Origin of the sequence: Pseudomonas sp. GGS8 (assembly GCF_024168645.1) — a bacterium.
Lineage (GTDB): Bacteria > Pseudomonadota > Gammaproteobacteria > Pseudomonadales > Pseudomonadaceae > Aquipseudomonas.
This window is the reverse complement of record NZ_JALJWF010000001.1, coordinates 5,424,774-5,444,268: the sequence shown is the minus strand read 5'-3', so window position 1 is coordinate 5,444,268 and position 19,495 is coordinate 5,424,774. Positions and strand designations below refer to the sequence as shown.

At 58.4% G+C, this 19,495-nt stretch carries 19 protein-coding genes and 2 pseudogenes; 5 read left to right on the top strand and 16 right to left on the bottom strand.

The features are described 5' to 3' along the window. Positions 1–113: 113 nt before the first annotated feature. Complete coding sequence (locus J3D54_RS24265; protein ID WP_253423654.1) at positions 114–974, bottom strand: Ku protein; 861 nt, start codon at positions 972–974, stop codon at positions 114–116. 213 nt (positions 975–1,187) lie between these two features. Here J3D54_RS24265 and J3D54_RS24260 point away from each other — a divergent pair, with 213 nt between their 5' ends. Together J3D54_RS24260 and J3D54_RS24255 are read left to right on the top strand one after the other, a co-directional pair. Continuing rightward, entirely contained in the window at positions 1,188–1,547 is a 360-nt protein-coding gene (locus J3D54_RS24260; RefSeq protein WP_253423650.1) for a hypothetical protein, read from the top strand. Positions 1,548–1,599: 52 nt separating this feature from the next. Beyond that, positions 1,600–2,748: a PQQ-dependent sugar dehydrogenase gene (locus J3D54_RS24255; protein WP_253423647.1), complete on the top strand. Its 1,149-nt coding sequence runs from the start codon at positions 1,600–1,602 to the stop codon at positions 2,746–2,748. Between the two features lie 173 nt (positions 2,749–2,921). On the opposite strand, the pseudogene rimI reads toward J3D54_RS24255, so the two are convergent. Continuing rightward, positions 2,922–3,368: pseudogene (gene rimI, locus J3D54_RS24250) on the bottom strand (ribosomal protein S18-alanine N-acetyltransferase); the annotation flags it as partial. Between the two features lie 200 nt (positions 3,369–3,568). Between rimI and J3D54_RS24245 the strand changes: the two are divergent. Then, the gene (locus J3D54_RS24245) at positions 3,569–5,047 is read left to right on the top strand and encodes a RimK family protein (protein WP_253423644.1); all 1,479 of its coding nucleotides are present in this window, start codon (positions 3,569–3,571) and stop codon (positions 5,045–5,047) included. Here the strand turns inward: J3D54_RS24245 and J3D54_RS24240 are convergent. After that, on the bottom strand, positions 5,022–5,339 hold the full coding sequence (locus J3D54_RS24240; protein ID WP_253423642.1) for a DUF2834 domain-containing protein: 318 nt from the start codon (positions 5,337–5,339) through the stop codon (positions 5,022–5,024). The genes J3D54_RS24245 and J3D54_RS24240 overlap by 26 nt on opposite strands. 248 nt (positions 5,340–5,587) lie before the next feature. On the opposite strand from J3D54_RS24240, the gene ilvA reads away from it, so the two are divergent. After that, positions 5,588–6,601 carry a threonine ammonia-lyase, biosynthetic gene (gene ilvA, locus J3D54_RS24235; RefSeq protein ID WP_253423639.1) on the top strand — a complete coding sequence of 338 codons (1,014 nt, stop codon included), beginning with the start codon at positions 5,588–5,590 and terminating at the stop codon, positions 6,599–6,601. 12 nt (positions 6,602–6,613) lie between these two features. Here ilvA and eco read toward each other — a convergent pair whose 3' ends face one another. Next, complete coding sequence (gene eco, locus J3D54_RS24230) at positions 6,614–7,096, bottom strand: serine protease inhibitor ecotin (protein ID WP_253423636.1); 483 nt, start codon at positions 7,094–7,096, stop codon at positions 6,614–6,616. Between the two features lie 389 nt (positions 7,097–7,485). Here eco and J3D54_RS24225 point away from each other — a divergent pair, with 389 nt between their 5' ends. Beyond that, complete coding sequence (locus J3D54_RS24225) at positions 7,486–7,755, top strand: DUF1652 domain-containing protein (RefSeq protein ID WP_253423633.1); 270 nt, start codon at positions 7,486–7,488, stop codon at positions 7,753–7,755. Here the strand turns inward: J3D54_RS24225 and J3D54_RS24220 are convergent. From J3D54_RS24220 to J3D54_RS24165, 12 genes and pseudogenes are all read right to left on the bottom strand, one after another. Further along, positions 7,752–8,150 (bottom strand): hypothetical protein, encoded by a 399-nt coding sequence (locus J3D54_RS24220; protein ID WP_253423630.1) that lies wholly within the window; start codon positions 8,148–8,150, stop codon positions 7,752–7,754. The genes J3D54_RS24225 and J3D54_RS24220 overlap by 4 nt on opposite strands. 90 nt (positions 8,151–8,240) lie before the next feature. Next, positions 8,241–8,510: a DUF2790 domain-containing protein gene (locus tag J3D54_RS24215; protein ID WP_253423627.1), complete on the bottom strand. Its 270-nt coding sequence runs from the start codon at positions 8,508–8,510 to the stop codon at positions 8,241–8,243. A gap of 139 nt (positions 8,511–8,649) precedes the next feature. After that, on the bottom strand, positions 8,650–9,216 hold the full coding sequence (locus J3D54_RS24210) for a hypothetical protein (protein WP_253423625.1): 567 nt from the start codon (positions 9,214–9,216) through the stop codon (positions 8,650–8,652). Positions 9,217–9,562: 346 nt separating this feature from the next. Beyond that, positions 9,563–10,222, bottom strand: a complete 660-nt coding sequence (locus J3D54_RS24205; RefSeq protein WP_253423622.1) for a YcxB family protein — start codon at positions 10,220–10,222, stop codon at positions 9,563–9,565. A 39-nt stretch (positions 10,223–10,261) separates the two neighbouring features. Then, positions 10,262–10,612 (bottom strand): annotated as a pseudogene (locus tag J3D54_RS24200) (PoNe immunity protein domain-containing protein); the annotation flags it as partial. Positions 10,613–10,921: 309 nt separating this feature from the next. Beyond that, entirely contained in the window at positions 10,922–11,860 is a 939-nt protein-coding gene (locus J3D54_RS24195) for a carbohydrate kinase (RefSeq protein WP_253423619.1), read from the bottom strand. Between the two features lie 13 nt (positions 11,861–11,873). Then, positions 11,874–13,370, bottom strand: a complete 1,497-nt coding sequence (xylB, locus tag J3D54_RS24190) for a xylulokinase (protein ID WP_253423615.1) — start codon at positions 13,368–13,370, stop codon at positions 11,874–11,876. 184 nt (positions 13,371–13,554) lie between these two features. After that, positions 13,555–15,027: a mannitol dehydrogenase family protein gene (locus J3D54_RS24185; protein WP_253423612.1), complete on the bottom strand. Its 1,473-nt coding sequence runs from the start codon at positions 15,025–15,027 to the stop codon at positions 13,555–13,557. 16 nt (positions 15,028–15,043) lie between these two features. Then, positions 15,044–16,147, bottom strand: coding sequence for an ABC transporter ATP-binding protein (locus J3D54_RS24180; RefSeq protein WP_253423609.1), 1,104 nt, complete (start codon positions 16,145–16,147; stop codon positions 15,044–15,046). Between the two features lie 32 nt (positions 16,148–16,179). Beyond that, positions 16,180–17,010 carry a carbohydrate ABC transporter permease gene (locus J3D54_RS24175; protein WP_253423606.1) on the bottom strand — a complete coding sequence of 277 codons (831 nt, stop codon included), beginning with the start codon at positions 17,008–17,010 and terminating at the stop codon, positions 16,180–16,182. Positions 17,011–17,020: 10 nt separating this feature from the next. Beyond that, positions 17,021–17,920 carry a carbohydrate ABC transporter permease gene (locus J3D54_RS24170; RefSeq protein ID WP_253426741.1) on the bottom strand — a complete coding sequence of 300 codons (900 nt, stop codon included), beginning with the start codon at positions 17,918–17,920 and terminating at the stop codon, positions 17,021–17,023. Between the two features lie 147 nt (positions 17,921–18,067). Next, complete coding sequence (locus J3D54_RS24165) at positions 18,068–19,378, bottom strand: sugar ABC transporter substrate-binding protein (RefSeq protein WP_253423603.1); 1,311 nt, start codon at positions 19,376–19,378, stop codon at positions 18,068–18,070. Positions 19,379–19,495: the final 117 nt, after the last annotated feature.

Below are 19,495 nucleotides of genomic sequence, written 5' to 3'. Positions count from 1 at the left end.
AGTGTTCGTGTCGAATGTAAATTCTGCGAACGCCGCCGAACTTGTGGGAGCGGGGTTGCCCGCGAAGAGGCCGGTATGTTCACTGCATAATTTATAAATGCTTCAGTAACCGGTCAGCCACGATTATGCTTCGTGGCTTTTTTGTCTGTGCTCGTTTTGGTTTTTGCTGCCGTTTTACCGGCACTCCTGGCACCGAGGCTGCGCTTGAGCAGTTCGGTCAGATCGATTACCTCCGCTGTCTTGCGTTCCTCCTCACCGGTAGCGGTTTCGACGATTTCGATCTTGCCTTCATTCGCCTTCTGCTCAACCAGCGCCATGATCTTGTCTTCAAAACTGTCGCGGTACTCCTCGGGCGTCCAGTCGGCGCTCATGTCCTCTACCAGCCGTTTTGCCATCTCCAGTTCGCCTTTGGCCAGGTCCGGCTTGGTCACTTCACTGCCCAACTCCAGTTGATCCAGGCTGCGCACTTCGGCCGGCCAGCGCAGCATCACCAGAACCAGGGCTGACTCCAGCGGCATGAGGGCCGCCAGGTGCTGGCGGGTATGCAAAACCACACGGGCGAGGGCAACCTTGCCGGTTTTGCTGAGGGTTTCGCGCAACAGCGCATAGACCTTGCCACCGCGTTTGTCCGGCGCCAAGTAATAGGGTGTGTCGATGTTTTGCAGGGGGATCTGCTCGCTGTCGACAAAGGCAAAAATGTCGATGGTTTGAGTCGACAGTGGATGAGCGGAGCGAATGTCCTCTTCGCTGAGCACCACGTAACGACCCTTTTCGTACTCGACCCCTTTGACGATGTGCGCCTGGGTGACCTCCTTGCCGGTGACCTTATTGACGCGTTTATAGCCCACCGGCTCCATGCTGCGACTGTCGAGCCAGTTGAAATCGATCCCGTGGGAAGACGTCGCCGAGACCAGCGCCACGGGGATGTGCACCAGACCGAAACTGATTGCGCCTTTCCAGATTGCCCGTGCCATCGTCGTGTTCTCGTCAGCCCATTGATGTTCAGGTGACCTGTTGCCTGGGGGAAAGTTTCAGTCGGCTGCGACCCGCTTTTGCGGGCTGATCGACGGTGCAGTCAACTGGTGTTACATCTTTTGAAGGAGGTTTTGGTTAACAAATCCGAACCCTGGGCGTAGCGTGGCTCTATTCATCCATGAAGCGTTGCACGCTCTTTCAGAGAGGTCTCCATGAGCCGATGTGTGTTCGGCGTCATCGCACTGGCATTGAGTGGCGTGCTGAGCAGCCTGGCCCTGGCCGACGCCGCGCCGCCATCCTCGCCCTTGTTGCTGGCCCAGAACCTGCCGGGCAGCACCAATAACAATCCTTACAACAACCCGATGCGCCGGGCCAATCCCAACAGCATGCAAGGCACGAGCCCCGGCATCCGGGTGATCCGCGGACCGAGTACGGCACCTGTGCCGCGGCCACCAACCCTGGAGAACGGCGATATCGGCAACCGTTATCCGCAGGATCGCCAGGTTCCCGCCAGCCCACCGAAATTCATCCCCAATCCACCTCATCGGGACGCAGACACCAGCAACCGTTGAACGGCAGGACAGAGGCCTTGCCAACCCTTTTTGACCACAAAAGGAATCGTGCATGTTGCGTAAAACCCTCCTGGCCACGCTCTGTGCTGGCGTACTGATCACCAGCGCGCCCGTGTTTGCAGCGCCTGCCCAGGAACTGAAAAGTGAGGAGGGCGCTCTTGAGGTCACGCTGATCGTTAAAGGTCTGGAGCATCCCTGGGCGCTGGCGTTTCTGCCCGGTCGCCAAGGGATGCTGGTGACCGAACGGCCGGGCAACCTGCGGGTGGTCAGTGTCGATGGCAAACTTTCGAGTCCGCTCAACGGTGTGCCTCAAGTCTGGGCCAAGGGGCAGGGTGGGTTGCTCGATGTGGTGTTGTCGCCCGACTTCAAGCAAGACCGCATGGTCTATCTGTCTTATGCCGAAGGCGGCGGTGAGGGCGGCAAGGCGGGGACGGCGGTCGGTCGCGGACGGTTGTCGGAAGACCTGACGGCCCTCAAGGATTTCAACGTGATCTTCCGTCAGGAGCCCAAACTTTCAGTTGGTAATCACTTCGGCTCCCGACTGGTGTTCGACCGCGACGGTTATCTGTTCATCACTCTGGGCGAGAACAACGATCGACCCACGGCGCAGGACCTCGACAAGCTGCAAGGCAAGGTCGCGCGGATCTACCCGGACGGCAAGGTGCCGAAGGACAACCCCTTCGTCGGGCAAAAAGGCGTTCGTCCGGAAATCTGGTCCTACGGCCACCGCAACCCGCAAGGCGCGGCGCTCAACCCCTGGAGCGGCACACTCTGGGAAAACGAGCACGGTCCTCAGGGCGGTGACGAAGTCAACATCATCGAACGTGGCAAAAACTACGGCTGGCCAATAGCAACCCATGGCATCAACTATTCCGGCCTGCCGATTCCGGAAGCCAAGGGCAAAATCGTCGAAGGCACCGTGGGCCCGCACCATGTCTGGGAAAAATCCCCCGGCCTCAGCGGCATGGCGTTCTACGATGGCGATCGCTTCAAGGCCTGGCAGCACAACGTGTTTATCGGCGCGCTGGTGGGGCAGGAACTGATCCGCCTGCAGTTCGACGGCGACAAGGTCGTTCACGAAGAGCGATTGCTGGGTGAGCTGAACAAACGGATTCGCGATGTGCGACAGGGGCCGGATGGGTATCTGTATGTGCTGACCGATGAGGACGATGGTGCGTTGTACAAGGTTGGGTTGAAGTAATACGTATACCGTTAAATCAAGACGCAACGAAAATCCTGTGGGAGCGTGGTTTGCCCGCGAAGAATGCACCGCGGTTTTTCAGGTATTACGCGTCATCGTTCTTCGCGGGCAAGCCACGCTCCCACAGGTTCTGCGTCTTGACTTACCGGTATTGGGGAAATCCCCTTCGCCACAATGATGCATTTCTCCAGTCGCAGCGCGTCGGCATGGTCTTGGTAATAGTCGTGAATCAGCGCGAATCGCCGATAACTGTTGCGTTCGTACAGAGCGATTGCCATCAGGTTGTCGATGCGCACTTCAAGTCGCAGGTAGGCGCAATCGTGCTCAATGGCGCAGACCTCGGCGCGTTCGAGCAGTTGCTTGCCCAACCCACTGCCGCGAGCATCAACGGCGATCGCAATCGAGTACAGACGTGCCCGTGAAGTGCCCCGATGAAACAGCACCAGCGCATACCCCACCAATCGATCGCCACGTTGGGCCACCAGCAGTTGTCCGTGAGCCCGGTTGATCATCCATTGAAAACTGCGCCGGTTGAGCCGGTCCGTGGTAAAGCATTGCTGTTCGAGTGCCAGCAGTGCCGGCAGGTCCTCAATGACAGCTGGGCGAAAAACAGGATTCATTTGACCACCGTAAAAGTTGCGTAATGAAACGGGACTTTCGAAAAAGTTCGTGCTTAATAGGAAAGGTCTTGTTCTCCAACGGATCAATCACTATGTCAGCGGTACAAGGTCATTGGCGCGAAGTATCCGAACAAACTTTGCCGGCGGCAATAACTTCTGCAAACTATTTAAATGCCTCGATCAGAACTTCCAGCCCGTTGATGATAATCGTCGAACGCAAGGAAGACTGGGCGTCCTACTTTCCCAGTGAGGACATCGTCACCGCCCAGGAATACCTCGAACAGACCCGCAATAACGAGCAGGGCAAACGGGTTCAGGTGATCAACCTGTGCCGCAGTTACAAGTACCTCGGGCACGGCTATTACTGCTCGCTGCTGGCCGAAGCTCGGGGGCACAAGGTGATTCCGTCGGTGCGGACCATCAGTGAACTGACCCGAAAATCCCTGTATGGCCTGGCCCTGGACGATCTGGATAAAACCCTGGAAAAAGCCTTAAGTCATCATCTTTACAGCGACACAGAAGGTTTCACTTTGACCCTTTACTTCGGTAAAACATCGATCGAGCCATTGCAGGATCTGGCTCGACAGTTATTCGAGGTTTTCCCCTGTCCGATATTGTTAGTTGAGTTTCGTCGAACTAACGGCTGGCACATCGAAGGTGTAAAGTCTGGGGCTTTGCATAAATTGCGTGAAGATCAGGAAGATCAGTTTGCTAACGCGCTGGACAGTTTCAGTCGCAAGATCTGGCGCCTTCCACGCTCTCGACGTTTGGCCCGTTATGACCTGGCCATTCTGCACGACCCGCAAGAAGCATTGCCGCCCTCCAACCCCAAGGCTTTGGACAACTTTGTCAGGGTCGGCAAGACGCTGGGCATCGACGTTGAGCTGATCGAACGCAAGGACTACGCCCGAATCGCCGAATACGACGGGCTGTTGATCCGCGAGACGACAAGTGTCGACAACCACACCTACCGTTTCGCGAAAAAAGCCGAAAGCGAAGGTCTGGTGGTGATGGACGATCCGACGTCGATCCTGCGCTGTACCAACAAGGTTTACCTGACTGACTTGCTCAAGAGCCATCAACTGGGCATGCCGGCCACTGAAATCCTCTACAAGGAGCGACCGGAAGACTTCGAGTGGGTAGGCGAGCGTCTGGGGTTTCCTTTGGTGTTGAAAATCCCCGATGGCTGTTTCTCAAGGGGCGTCATCAAGGTCGAAAGCCAGCAAGCCTTGCTCAAGGCCACCGCCGAACTGTTCGAACACTCGGTGTTGCTGCTGGCCCAGGAGTTCTTCTACACCGAGTACGATTGGCGCATTGGCGTGCTCAACCGCAAACCGATTTTCGCCTGCCAATACTTTATGTCCAAGGGCCACTGGCAGATCTACAACCACAAGGCCAAAGGCCAGGACATCAACGGCGAATGCCGCACCCTGGCGGTTCACGAAGCGCCGCGAGCGGTGGTTGAACTCGCGGTGAAGACCGCGAATCTCATTGGCGACGGACTCTATGGCGTCGACCTCAAACAGTCCGGCGACAAAGTGGTGGTGATTGAAGTCAACGATAACCCGAACATGGACGCCGGCATCGAAGACGCATACTTGCAGGACGATCTGTATACGCTGGTGTTGGAAGAGTTCGTCCGGCGGCTGGAGCTCAAACGCCGCGGTCAGGCTTGGTGAGCCCGCGCACCACCAGATACAACAACGGCCCGACAGACACGAAAATCGCCGTCACCAACAAATAAGGAGCCACCGACAACCCCGACTGCCCGCGCTTGCGCGCATCCTGGTACATCCAGATACCGGCAAGCGTTGCCAGCAGGTACAAATCAATCACCACCTGCGCGGTATCGGGCCGCGACATCAGGCTGATACCGAAGTCTAGCAACGACTGTTCGGCCTGTAGCATCACCGAAACGGTGTAGCCGGCGAAGGCGATCAGGGCAATGAGGGGCAGGGCGACAGACTTCATGGTTTCCTTCCTTGGGACGATGAGCAGAATCGCCAGCCTACAGAACTCATTGAAAACTGGCCATTGACTTGCCATCAGCGTCCGGCTAATTTCCAACCATGACTTCCCCCGTATTGCGCTGCCAGCCAAGCATTATTACCGCCATTCCTTATTTGGCGGGCTAGCTCACGACTGCAGCACCCAACCCGCCCTAGAGGCGGGTTTTTACTTTCTGTCTCTTGGGCTCCGATCAAAGTCAGGAGACAACCATGAGCAGCACCACCGCCCAGCAGAGCTTGCTTGAGCATTACGTGAAAAAAATCCTCGCCGCGCCGGTCTACGAACTCGCCGTGCGCACGCCGTTGCAAGCGGCACCGGCCTTGTCCGAGGCGTTGGATAATCAGGTCCTGCTCAAGCGCGAAGACTTGCAACCGACGTTTTCCTTCAAGATCCGCGGCGCCTACAACAAGTTGGTGCACCTAAGCGATGAACAGAAGGCCCGGGGCGTGATCACCGCGTCGGCAGGCAATCATGCCCAAGGCGTAGCGTTGGCGGCACGCGAATTGGGGATTGCCGCCACCATCGTCATGCCCTGCACGACGCCGGAACTGAAGGTGCTGGGTGTACGCAGCCGGGGAGCCGATGCGGTGCTGCACGGCGAGAGTTTTCCGTTTGCCCTGGCGTATGCGCTGGACCTGGCGCAGCAAACCGGCCGCACCTTTGTCTCGCGCTTCGACGACCCGGACGTGATCGCCGGGCAGGGCACCGTCGCCATGGAAATCCTTCGCCAGCATCAAGGGCCGCTGGATGCGATCTTTGTGCCGGTGGGCGGCGGTGGTTTAATCGCTGGTATCGCCGCGTACGTCAAATACCTGCGCCCGGAAGTGCGCATCATCGGCGTCGAGTCGGAACATTCCGCCTGTTTGCAGGCCGCCTTACAGGCCGGTGAACGGGTTGTGCTGCCAACCGTCGGTACCTTCGCCGATGGCGTGGCTGTCGCTCAGATCGGCGCGCACGGTTTCGAGGTCTGCCGGTTTTGCGTCGATGAAGTGCTGACCGTCAGCAACGATGAACTCTGTGCCGCGATCAAGAACATCTACGACGATACCCGCTCGATCACCGAGCCTTCCGGCGCTCTGGCCGTGGCCGGAATCAAGCAGTACGTGGCGCAAACCGGCGTCCGGGGGCAGACCCTGGTGGCTGTCGATTCCGGCGCGAATATCAACTTCGACAGTTTGCGCCATGTGGCTGAACGCGCCGCGCTAAGTGGCGCCCCGGCATAAGGGATGGGCGGATTATTCCTGTACGGCTTTCTCGACGTGGTTCGACGCCGACCAGATCCGGTAGCGCACTTCGACGTCCTTGGGCACATAGAGCACGATCGGTAGTTTGCTGTTGTAACGCAGCCGGAAACCGTCACCGACCACCGGCACGAAGTCCTTGTTGCTCTTGCTGTCAGGGCAGGCCATCAACGTGCTCATTGGGCCGCTGACTTTTTCCAGCCGGTAAAACGGGTAACCCCAGCCTTCGAGGTTCTTTTCCTCGAGCATCCCGCCCAGGCGCTGATGGTTGCAGTCGACGGTCAGGGTCTTGCCGGCCAGGATCTCCACCTGATAGCCGTCTTCCTGTTTTTGCGGGGCGAGGTGAATGACCTGGCGGGTAAAACCGCTCTCCGGCTTGGGATACGGCGCGACGTCTTCGAGTGTCGCGGCCTGGGCTGCGGACGACAGAAGGACAACTATCAGCCCGGCGGTCGTGTTAAAGGGTAAAGCACCCATAATGCCTCCTTGCGTGTGTGTGGGGTCAGCGGATACTGAATGAATGGGCGTATTCTCACTACCGTCCTCGGTCAATGCAAACCCGCCATCAGGGATCGATTGCAAAATGCAGGTATCGAAAACAGTCCTTTCTTGCATTTTGCATGGCGTGATGCGTGCCATCTCCACCAGCCCCTTGATTTGCCGACGAGTCGCAGGGCGAAATTCTGGGCATGTTTTATGCTGAAGCTGTCTTGAGCTGACCGCGATCCCTGTTGAGTCAGCGCTGAAACAAAAAAACGGTCGGACGTTGGAACGATGAAGCCCGCGAGAAAGAAAAGAACGGGTGATCTGAGCTCCGACCGACATTGATTCTTGATTGGCAATCTCACAATAACGAGAGGGTGGCCATGTTTCTTTCTGCCTTGGAACTACGCAATATCGTTGAAAGCAGTTTTCTCCCGAAACGCTGCCAATGCACGCTGTCGCCGGACCTGTCGATGACCGTTAAGGTGTATTCGGATAACGAGACCGACCATCTCGACCTGTTCGTCACCGGCATAGACGCCCATCACCTCAACGGCTGTCGGGAAATCAACAATCTGATCGCCGGGTTACGCACCGACCTTGAGCACAAAACCCATAGCCAACTGTTCAGCCCAAAGTCAAAGGCCCATTAACCGGCCGTTTCACCCAGTTCGAGCGATACGCGCCGGGTCTGGACAAACCCCAGACCCAGTGCCAACTCCACCAGGATCGCCAGTAAAATACCCGGCCCGGCATGACCATTGAGCCATTCGCCGAAGCCCAGCGCTGCCAAGCCGAAACAGCCCACCATAAAGCCGCTGCACATCGCACTTCTCGCCGCCGAGGGCGGTGCCTGCCGCACGAGATAAAACATCACCCCCAGCGCACCGAACAGCACCGCACTGCGCCTGGCCACAAAACCCGCCGCGGGCGAATACTCGATACTCCAGATCGCCAGCAACCATTGCGGCATCAAACCCCACACCAGCGCCAGCAGAAAGCAAAGCGCGGCGGTGAACGTCGACAGCGTGCGAAACGAGAACGGCATGGCGAATCCTTTCGGCGGTAGAGGGGATGCCAAAGCATAGCGTCAGAATCCCCGCAGGCCTACCGCCAAGTGCCGAATCAGAATCGTCTGTCAGCTCTGATAAATGCACGCGTCAGAAAGTTTTCGATAGGTAATTTCCGCAGGCTTACCCGAGGTGCTATCGATGTACTTCATGTCCGCCGTGACCACTTGGCAGTCCAGCGTCGACGGTTCGGTCATGGAAACGACCTTGCCCACATGCAGCGGCATGCCGTAGTGATAAGGCACGGCCTGAGAGGGCGATGTGTCGTCGGCCTGAGCGAAACCTGCGAACGCGGTGCAGGTGAGGGCAGTGGTGATCAGTAATGCTCGCATGTTCATGATGGGTCTCCAGTGCAGAGGGGGAAGTCAGTTCGATGCAAGGGCGTCGAACCTGCCGCACTGGGCGTCAGAAGGTGCTGAGGGAGTGCGGTCCAGTAAAGTTTTGGACCGCAGGATTAATCGAAGGTTAAGTGGCGGGCTAATGGTTGTTGCGTGCCGGTTGTGCGGTCATCTGTTCGAGGCGCACAACCTTGAACCCACGTCGATCTGGAGGCGTCTCTATACCAGCGGGTCCTTCCAGCTGCCCCTTTCCAGCAACATAGTCATAGACCAGAAACTTCGCCGACACTTCATACCCGATATTAGGAATGACCAACCGGATCTGCTCTCGTCCAAGGTACAGCCAACGTGGTAGCGCCTTCTCGGCAAAATCGATTCGCTCGACGGCGTGACTGACAGGGTTTTTGCGTAAAACGACGCCTTTTAAATACGGCGAGCCGTATGCGAAGGCGAATATCAGGCTGGAAGAAACACACTTTGCCAGGAACACTTCGCCGAAAAAGTCGAAATCCGGGATGTCGGTAAAGGCCGGTTGGATTTTGCTGTCGAGTTTCACAAACAGGCGCTGGCCTTGCGCATTCGTTTCCGCCAGCAAGGACACCTGAGTTCTATCGGCCAAAGGGCAGGTGAGAATTGTCTGGAGTGGTTGCGCGTAGGCCGGGGCGGCTAGCAGTGCCGCGATGATGTACTTCCATGGTGTTTGCATTCGGGGAAATCCCTTCGGTTGTCGGGTCCTACATTACTGCCCGTGAGTCGTAATAAATCCTAAGAAAGCTTCGTCCCTTTCCTACGTTCGGGGAACGGATTTATCGTTGGCATAGTAATTATTACTCGGCATTAATTAGTAATCGCCAGCACCGTGACCAAACGATGGGTGGCGGCTGTGCACAGGCTTGGTCAACCGATAACGCCAAATCGGCTCGCCCGAAGGCGTCCCGCACACAGCCGCCATTACAACGCAATACGATAATTTGTACGCATTCTTCAAATTCGTGGCGACTGTTAAAGGCAGAGATTATTTGCTGGCTCAACGTTGCAAGACCTGCCAACCGTCAAATGACCGAATCGGGTACCCGGCTTAAAAACAGCTCCAAGCCTTTTTGATACTGGTCTGCGTCCATGACATCGCTGTTTTTGGGGATGTGATAAAACTTGCCCTTACGATCCAGTTCGGCAGAAGCCACGGAGTAGAAGTCGGGCGTCTCCTTGAGGCGCACGATCTTTCCCCAGGCCAACTCGCCTTTGGCGCCTCTGCCTTTGGTCTTGATCAGGCTGAAGCCCTCATCGTCGAACAGTAGCCGATAAGCACCTTCAGCGGCCTTGAGGTTATTGCGCAATTTGATTTCGATGAGGTGCTGGTTCGTGCTGCGAAAAGTCGTGCGTGGCTTGGCATGGCTGGCGGCGAGACGTGCTCGCAGGCGGCGTAGCAGTCGACCGGAGATGAACCACCAGACCACCATAAAGATCACTCCGGACAGCACCATCGAAATAATCTTCTGGGAGGTGAACAGGCGCTCGGGGAAATAGATCGCCAGCATGCCGCCGGCCAGGCACAGGACAAACAGCGGGGGCGCGAGCAAACGATCCTGCAAGCGTGCGACGTAGCTCAACAGTCGGGCCTGCTGTTGATCATGCTTGAGCATTTCGCGCTCCAGCAGCTCGCTGATCCTGATCTCGGTGTGCTCGGGTGTAATGGTGAATTGCAATTCCATGACGTTGAATCCGAGTCCTTTTCTTGAAGAGGGCAGAGTTTACGTGTTAGCGCGGCTCCTGGCATATTCAACCAGGTCTTTGGGGTAAACCATGTGATCGATGGTGTTGTCGTCTATGCCGTATAGAAAGGCAATCGCACCGGCCTCAAAGGCCCAATAGCCAACGTAGATTCCGTGCTCTCCTTGAAGGTGGGTGTCGTGCCACGGAGCCTGCTCGAACGCTGGATACCATCGTTGGCAATATTTCTTCAGTAGTTTTGACGCTTCTTCTTTACTGTCGCTATAGATCGCTTGAATGAGTGGTGTATACACGTCGTAATACCACTCATCGACATCGTGCCGGTCAGGCAATACTTTCTTCAGTAAGTCTTCGTAAAGAGTGTCGTCACCCACGGTCGCTTGCGCCTCACGGAACTGGCAGGAGAGGAACTGTGTAATGGTGCTGGTGATCGTCAGGTTCATCCATTTCGATGGGGGGACCGCATAGTAACGGGTGTACTTGTTGAACGGATGCTGCTCACCATCGGCGGCAGCGGATAGTTGCTGAGCCCCGATGTATTGGTCGGCATGCTGAATATATTGGGAGAAAAGACATAACGCCCAATGAAGAAAAATAGGCAAGCTGTCTTTTATTCAAGTCCACCGGCAGGCCCTGAAGTCAGGACCTGCCATAGTAGAGGAGGTATGGGGGCGTGTATTTCAGCTCAACTGCCGCCGATACGGCAAATCCGGCCCGGTCTTGCTGCAGGTCAACGCGGCGGCGCTCACTGCAAACCTGAGCATCGCGTCAATCTGCTCACGGCTCAGTCGCTGCACACCCTCGACCGAATCCAGCTGCTGCTCGGTCAGCCAAGTAATCAGCGCTGCCTGGAAGGTATCGCCAGCTCCCACGGTGTCGGCAATCTTTACCGAACAAGCCGGTACCGACCACGAACCGTGTCTACGGCTGAACACCGTCGCCCCCTGACCGCCACGGGTCAGGAACACTAACTGACAGCGATGCTCCAGCCAGCCTTCGATCACGCGCTGCGGATCCTGCTCGGGGTACAACAGGCTCAAATCTTCGTCGCTGACCTTGATCAGGTCGGCAAGCTCCACCAGGGTGGCAATCCGCGAACGCCACAGCTCGATATTCGGCTCGGGATTCAGGCGCACGTTCGGGTCGAGGCTGATCAGGCGTTTGCCGCTTTCGCGCTGCACCAGCGCCAGCAAAGTATCGGCAATCGGTTGCACCACCAGCGAGAACGAGCCGATGTGCAAGCCGCGCACTTCGGGCTCCAGTTCTGGCAGGTGCTCCAGTTTCAATTGCCGGTCAGCGCAGCCTTCGCCACGAAAGCTGTAGTGGGGCGAGCCATTGGCACCGACCGCCACCATCGCCAGCGTGGTCGGCGCGGCAAAGTCCACGAGGTAATCCGGGCGCACGCCTTCATCCTGCAGCACTTGCTGCAACCGTCGGCCGAGGTAATCGGTCGACAGCCCGGCAAACAGTGCGGCATCCACGCCCAAACGGCGCAAACCTACCGCGACATTGAACGGCGAGCCGCCGGCAATCGCCTTGAAATTCACTTTGGACGCCAGACCGCTGGCATCGTCTTCGCTGAAGAAATCGAACAGCGCTTCACCACACACCAGATACATAGTTGCTCGCTCTTTAAAGGGTTACGACATGCTGTTGATAGCGTTCATAGGCCTGCTGACAGGCCAGTACATTTTCTGCAATCGGCAAGGTTTCACTGGCCGGATCGAGCTTCACACAACGCTCGCACAGATCCGTGAGGCTGTCTTCATGCCCGTTTGTCCAGGACGTGCACCACGCCGCCTGAATCGCTGCACCAAGGGCCGCGGCCTCGCTGTGTTCGGGACAAATCACCGGCGTGTTCATGATGTCGGCGACGATCTGGCGCCACACCGGGCTCTTCGAGCCGCCGCCGATCAGGCAGATGCTGCGGCTTTGTAAGCCATTGTGGCGCAGTAGGTCCAGTCCGTAACGCAAACCGAAGGTGGTGCCTTCCACCACGGCGCGGCACAGGTTGGCCCGGGTCAGGTTGGTCATGGTCAACCCCAGCAGACTGCCGCTGGCATGGGGCAGGGCGGGCACGCGTTCGCCATTGAGGAAGGGCAGCATGCACACGCCTTCGGCACCAATCGGCGCTTGCTCGACCAAGGTGTTGAACTGCTCGATATCCAGGTCGAACAGCTCGCGAATCGCGCCGGTGGCATTGGTCAGGTTCATCGTGCAGATCAGCGGCAGCCAGCCGCCGGTGGAGGAACAGAACGTTGCCACCGAGGCGTCCGGGCTCACGTGCGCTTGCTCGGCATAGGCGTAGACCGTCCCCGAGGAACCGAGGCTCATGGTGATCGCGCCAGGCTTGATGTTGCCGGTGCCAATCGCGCCCATCATGTTGTCGCCACCGCCGCTGGAGACCCGTGCCTTGGGGTTGATGCCCAGATGTTCGGCGATGCCTGGCAGGAGCGTGCCGACCGGCTGGTGGGCATCGATCAGCTCCGGGAGCGCGGCTTGCAGGCGCCCGCTGGGGTCGATGTCGCGCAGCAGTTGCAAGTCCCACTGACGCGTGCGCACGTTGAAATAACCGGTGCCCGACGCATCGCCATACTCGCTGCAACTGCGGCCGGTGAGCCAATAGTTGAGGTAGTCATGGGGCAGCAGGATGCGGGCGATCCGGGCGAAAATTTCCGGGTGCTGTTCTTTGGTCCAGAGCAGCTTGGACACGGTGTAGCCCGGCGCGATGACCACGCCGAGGCGTTCCAGTGAAGCCTTTTCGCCGCCCAGATGAGTCAGCAGACGATCATTCTCCGGGGTGGATTCGGTATCGCACCAGAGCTTGGCCGGGCGCAGCACCTGGCCGTGATCGTCGAGCAGCACCAGACCATGTTGCTGGCCGGAAACGCCGATGCCGAGAATGGCCTGACCGTCCACACCCGCGGCGAGCAGTGCGTGGCGGGTCGCCAGGGTAAAGGCTTCCAGCCACTGGGCGGGGTCTTGCTCGCGACGGCCATTGGCACCGCTGATGAGGCTGTGGACGGCGGCGCCCTGACCGAGGACCTGGCCGCTGTGCGCGTCGAGGATCACGGCTTTGGTGCCTTGGGTGCCGCAGTCGATGCCCAGAAACAGTTGTTGGTTTGCCATGGAAGATCCTTGGATCGTCAGGTCGATATCAGTGCGTATTCAACATTTATGGTGTCTGTCAGTCAGTCATCGCGGGCAAGCCCGCTCCCACAGTGGTCCGTGGTGGAACACAGATTTGTGAACAACGCTGCTCCCTGTGGGAGCGGGCTTGCCCGCGATGACGACAGCAATCACACCACAGGGCTCAGGCCAACACCCGCTCCAGCGTCCGCGTCACCCCAACCTCGCGCAAGCTGTTGCAGCACCACTCGAACGCTGCGACGAACTCTGGCGAACGCGGTATCGCCGTGCCGAAAATCTCCTCAACGTCCAGCAGCCGCTGAGTGATCAACGCATCATCGCTCACCAGCGCCTGACAGAACGCCGCCCGCGGATCAGGAATCGAAAAGGTGTGACCATTCTCATCCACGCCTTTGAGGTACAGCGCCCACGCTGCCACCACCAGCGCCGCACGCTTGGTTTCGCGGCCGTCGGCGATCAAGCGGTTGAGAGTCGGCACGGTGAATTTCGGAAACTTCGATGAGCCGTCCGAACACACCCGCTCCAGTTGATCGGCAATCGCCTGGTTGGAGAAGCGCGCCACCAGGGTGTTTTTGTACTCGGTCAGGTCGATCCCTGGCACTGGCGCCAGTTGCGGCGTCACGTCCAGGTCCATGTAGGCGCGCATGTAGCGCACGAACAGCGGGTCGTTCATGGTTTCGTGAACGAAGCGGTAACCCTTCAAAAAACCCAGATAGGTCAGGGCCAGGTGGCTGCCGTTGAGCAGTTTGATCTTCATCTCTTCGTAAGGCGTGACGTCGTCGGTGAACTGCACGCCGACCTTTTCCCAGGCCGGACGACCGTTGACGAATTTGTCTTCCAGCACCCATTGCACAAACGGTTCGCAGACCACCGGCCAGGCGTCGTCGATGCTGTGTTTGTCGTGCAGTTGCAGGCGATGCTCGGTGCTGGTCATCGGTGTGATGCGGTCGACCATGGCGTTGGGAAAGCTGACGTTGCACTCGATCCAGTCGTGCAAATCGGCATCGCGCAGGGCGGCGAATGCGAGCAAGGCTTTACGGGTCACCGCGCCGTTGTGCGGCAGGTTATCGCAGGACATCAGCGTAAACGCGGGGGTGCCGGCTGCACGCCGTTTGGCCAGCGCAGCGCAGAGGAAGCCGAACACGGTTTTCGGTGCGTTCGGGTTGGCCAGGTCGTGCTGGATCTGCGGCAGGTGCGCCATGAACTCGCCGTTGCTGTCGTCGATGCAGTAGCCGCCCTCGGTGATGGTCAGCGAGACGATGCGGATTTCGGGGCTGGCCAGTTTATCGATCAGCGCTTCGGCGCTGTCTTCGGCCAGCAGCATGTCGCGGATAGCGCCGATGACCCGCACTTCGGTGTCGTCGGTATCGCCCAGTTCAAACAGGGTGAACAGGTAATCCTGTTCTTTGAGATCGTCCCGGGCACGACGGTCTTCGGCGCGCAGGCCAACCCCGCAGATGGCCCAGTCCAGTGCTTCGCCGGTGTTCATCAAGGCGTCGGTGTAGTACGCCTGATGCGCGCGGTGGAAACCGCCGACGCCAATGTGCGCGATGCCCTGGCGGGTGTCGCTCAGGGTGTAGGCGGGCAGGGCCACCTCGGGGGCGAGGCGGTTGAGGTTGGACTTATTCAGTTTCATCGAATGTTCTCTGATATCAGGCCGCGGCGCGCAGTGGGCGGGTCAGCGCCACGCCGTCGGCATCGAATAAATGGCAGTGTTCGGCGTCCAGGTGCAGGCTCAGGGTTTCGCCATAACGGCTGGCCAGATCACCGCGAACACGCATGGTCAGCGCTTCGCCGGACGACGTCAGCACATGGCAGAAGGTGTCGCTGCCCAAACGTTCGCTGACATCGGCGGTGACTTGCAACGTGCAGTCGCCAGGTTGCGCCAACTCCAGGTGTTCCGGGCGAATGCCCAGCGTCACCGCGCCGCCGACGCTCAGGTTGGCAGCGCTCAGCGGCAGGGTGATGCGGGTGCCGGCGTCCAGCAGCACTTCGCAGCCCCGGCTTTCAACACGGGTGACTTTACCTTTGAGGAAGCCCATTTTCGGTGTGCCGAGAAAGCCTGCGACAAACAGGTTGGCCGGCTGGTGATACAGGTCCAGTGGCGACCCGACCTGCTCGATCTTGCCGCCATTGAGCACGACGACTTTGTCGGCCATGGTCATGGCTTCGACCTGATCGTGGGTCACGTAGATCATGGTGGCTTGCAGTTCTTTGTGCAGGCGCAACAGTTCCAGGCGCATCTGCACCCGCAGGGCGGCGTCGAGGTTGGACAGCGGTTCGTCGAACAGGAAGATTTTCGGGTTGCGCACGATGGCGCGGCCGATCGCCACGCGCTGACGCTGGCCGCCGGACAGTTGTTTGGGTTTACGTTCGAGCATCGGCCCGAGTTCCAGAATGCGCGCTGCTTCACCGACCTTCTTCTCGACTTCGGCTTTCGCGACACCGGCCAGGTCGAGGGCGAACGACATGTTTTTGCGCACGCTCATGTGCGGGTACAGGGCGTAGGTCTGGAACACCATCGCCAGGTCGCGCTTGGCCGGGCTGACTTCGGTGATGTCGCGGCCATCGAGCTCGATGGTGCCGCCGCTGACTTCCTCAAGGCCAGCGATCAGCCGCAGCAGGGTGGACTTGCCGCAACCCGACGGGCCGACGAACACCACGAATTCCTTGTCGTTCACTTCCAGGTCGATGCCTTTGATGATGGAAAAACCTTCGAAGCCTTTTTGCAGATTTTTTATTTTCAGGTTGGCCATGATGGCGCTCCTTTATGTTTGTTCTTTAAGGGCTATTTCACAGCGCCAAACGACAGGCCGCGGACCAATTGTTTTTGGCTGATCCAGCCGAAGATCAGGATCGGCGCACAAGCCAGGGTCGACACCGCCGACAATTTGGCCCAGAACAAACCTTCGGGGCTTGAGTACGAGGCGATCAACGCGGTCAGTGGCGCGGCTTTCGATGAGGTCAGGTTCAGCGACCAGAACGCCTCGTTCCAGCACAGGATCAGCGACAGTAAAACCGTGGAAGCCAGGCCGCCCTTCGCGATCGGCAGCAGCACCCGGACCATTTCCTGCCATAACGTGGCGCCATCCAGGCGTGCCGCTTCGAGGATGTCCTTGGGGATGTCTTTGAAGTAGGTGTAAATCATCCAGACCACGATCGGCAGGTTGATCAGTGTGTAGATCACGATCAGCGCGATTCGCGTATCCAGCAGGCTAAAGCTCTTGGCCAACAGGTAGATCGGCATCAGCACGCCCACCGGCGGCAGCATCTTGGTGGAGAGCATCCACAGCAGCGTGCCTTTGGTGCGTTGGGTTTCGTAGAACGCCATGGAGTAGGCCGCCGGCACCGCAATCAGCAGGCACAAAGCGGTGGCGCTGAAAGAAATCACCACCGAGTTCCAGGCGAAGCTGAAGTAATCGCTGCGCTCGTTGATGTGCAGGTAGTTTTCCAGCGTCGGCGTGAAGATGAACTGCGGCGGCGTGGCGAATGCGTCGATTTCGGTCTTGAAACTGGTCAGCACCATCCAGAAGATCGGGAAGAAAATCAGGATTGCGATGGCCCAGGCCAGGGTGCCGAGCAGCAGGCTTTGCAGGCGACGGGATTGTTGAAGAGTCATGGCGCAGGCCTCAGGCTTTGTCTGTCAGGTTTTTGCCGATCATGCGCACCAGCACGATGGCCGCGATGTTGGCAATTACCACCGCGATCAAACCACCGGCGGACGCCATGCCAACGTCGAACTGCACCAGCGCCTGGTTGTAGATCAGGTAGGCGAGGTTGGTCGAGGCGTAGCCGGGGCCGCCGTTGGTGGTGGTGAAGATTTCGGCGAACACCGACAGCAGGAAGATGGTTTCGATCATCACCACCACCGCAATCGGCCGCGCCAGGTGCGGCAAGGTCAGGTGCCAGAAGATGGCGATCGGGCCGGCACCGTCCAGGCGCGCGGCTTCTTTCTGTTCCTGGTCGAGGGACTGCATGGCAGTCATCAAAATCAGGACCGCGAAGGGCAGCCATTGCCAGGACACAATGATGATGATCGACAGCAGCGGGTAGTGCGCCAGCCAGTCCACCGGCTGCGCGCCGAACAGCTTCCAGATATAGGCAAGAATCCCCGAGACCGGGTGAAAGATCAGGTTCTTCCAGATCAGCGCACCGACGGTGGGCATGATGAAGAACGGCGAGATCAACATCACCCGCACGATGCCGCGACCGAGAAACTCACTGGCCTCCAGCAACGCGCTGATCAACACGCCGAACACGACGCTGATCAGCAACACGCTGCCCACCAGCAACAGGGTGTTGGTGGCGCCGGGCAGGAAACCCGAATCACTCAGGAAGTAGCTGAAGTTCTCCAGCCCCACGAATTCGTTTTCACCGGGGTAGAGGAGGTTGTAGCGGATCATCGAAAAGTAAACGGTCATGCCCAGCGGCACGATCATCCACAGCAGCAGCAACGCCACCGAGGGGCTGACCAGAAACCAGCCGGGGTTGGCCAACCGGCTTTTACGCACCGGTTGCGGGATGTCCATGTGAGCTTTGACAGTGGTTGAAGTATTCATGGCGATCAGAACCGATTGGGAACAGACAAATGAAGATCAACTGTGGTAGCGAGGCTTGTGTGGTGAGGGGGCAAGCCCCCTCACCACACAAGCCTCGCTACCACATGGGGGCGCTGGTTATTTGGGATAACCGGCGCGCTTCATCTCACGTTCGGTGGTTGACTGGGCGGCGGTCAGGGCCTGATCGACCGTGGTCTGGCCGATCAATGCGGCCGAGAACAGCTTGCCGACCTGGGTGCCTACGGCCTGGAATTCAGGAATGGTCACCAGCTGGATGCCGATGTAGGGCACGGGCTTGAGGGACGGTTTGCTAGGGTCAGCGGCTTTCAGCGATTCCAGCGTCACCTTGGCGAACGGCGCGGCATTCATGTAGGCCTCGGAGTAGGTCGAGGCGCGAGTGCCTGGCGGTACGTTGGCGATGCCGTCTTTCTCCGCGACCAGAGCACCATATTCCCTGGATGTGGCCCAGGCGCTGAAGGTTTTCGCCGCTTCCTTGGCTTTGGAACTGGTCGGGATGGCCAGCGCCCAGGAATACAGCCAGGCCGAACCTTTGTCGGTGACCTGATGCGGTGCGTAGGTAAAGCCGACGTGGTCGCTGACCTTGCTTTGGGTTTTGTCGGTCACGAATGAGCCGGCCACACTGGCATCGACCCAGATCGCGCACTTACCGCTGTTGAACAGCGCCAGGTTCTCGTTGAAGCCATTGCTCGACGCGCCGGGTGGGCCGGACTTTTTCATGGTGTCGACGTAGAAGTTCAGCGCATTTTTCCACTCAGGGCCGGTGAATTCCGGCTGCCATTTCTCATCGAACCAGCGAGCGCCATAGGCGTTGGCGACAGTGGTAATCAGCGCCATGTTTTCGCCCCAGCCAGCCTTGCCCCGCAGGCAGATGCCGTACTGTTCTTTATCTTTATGGGTGAGTTTGCTGGCGAATTCGCCGATCTGTTCCCAGGTCGGGCGTTCCGGCATGGTCAGCCCGGCATCCTTGAACAGGTCGGTGCGGTAATAGGTGATGGAGCTTTCAGCGTAGAACGGCAGGGCATAGAGCGTGCCCTTGACCGAAAGGCCTTCACGCACCGAAGGGAAAACGTCGTCGAGGGCGTAGCTGGCCGGCAAGTCCTTCATCGGTTCCAGCCAACCCTTGGCACCCCAGAGTGCAGCTTCGTACATGCCGATGGTCAACACATCGAACTGCCCGCCCTGGGTCGCAATGTCGGTGGTCAGGCGTTGGCGCAGGACGTTTTCTTCAAGCACCACCCAATTGAGTTTGATGTCCGGGTGCTCGGCCTCGAAGGTTTTCGAGAGCTTTTGCATGCGGATCATGTCGCTGTTGTTGACGGTGGCGATGGTCAGGGTCTGAGCGCCGAGGCTAACGCTGCTGACGGTGATGCAGGTGAGGGCAAGCAGAGCTTTTACAGAAGGTTGCATCGTGCACTCCTTTTCTGCACCCAAGGGCTACAGAAGGACAGTTATTGTTTTTGTGTCTTCCAGCGGAGGGAAGAATGTGTACCGATTACAGCCTTCAATTGATGGGCTGACAAATCA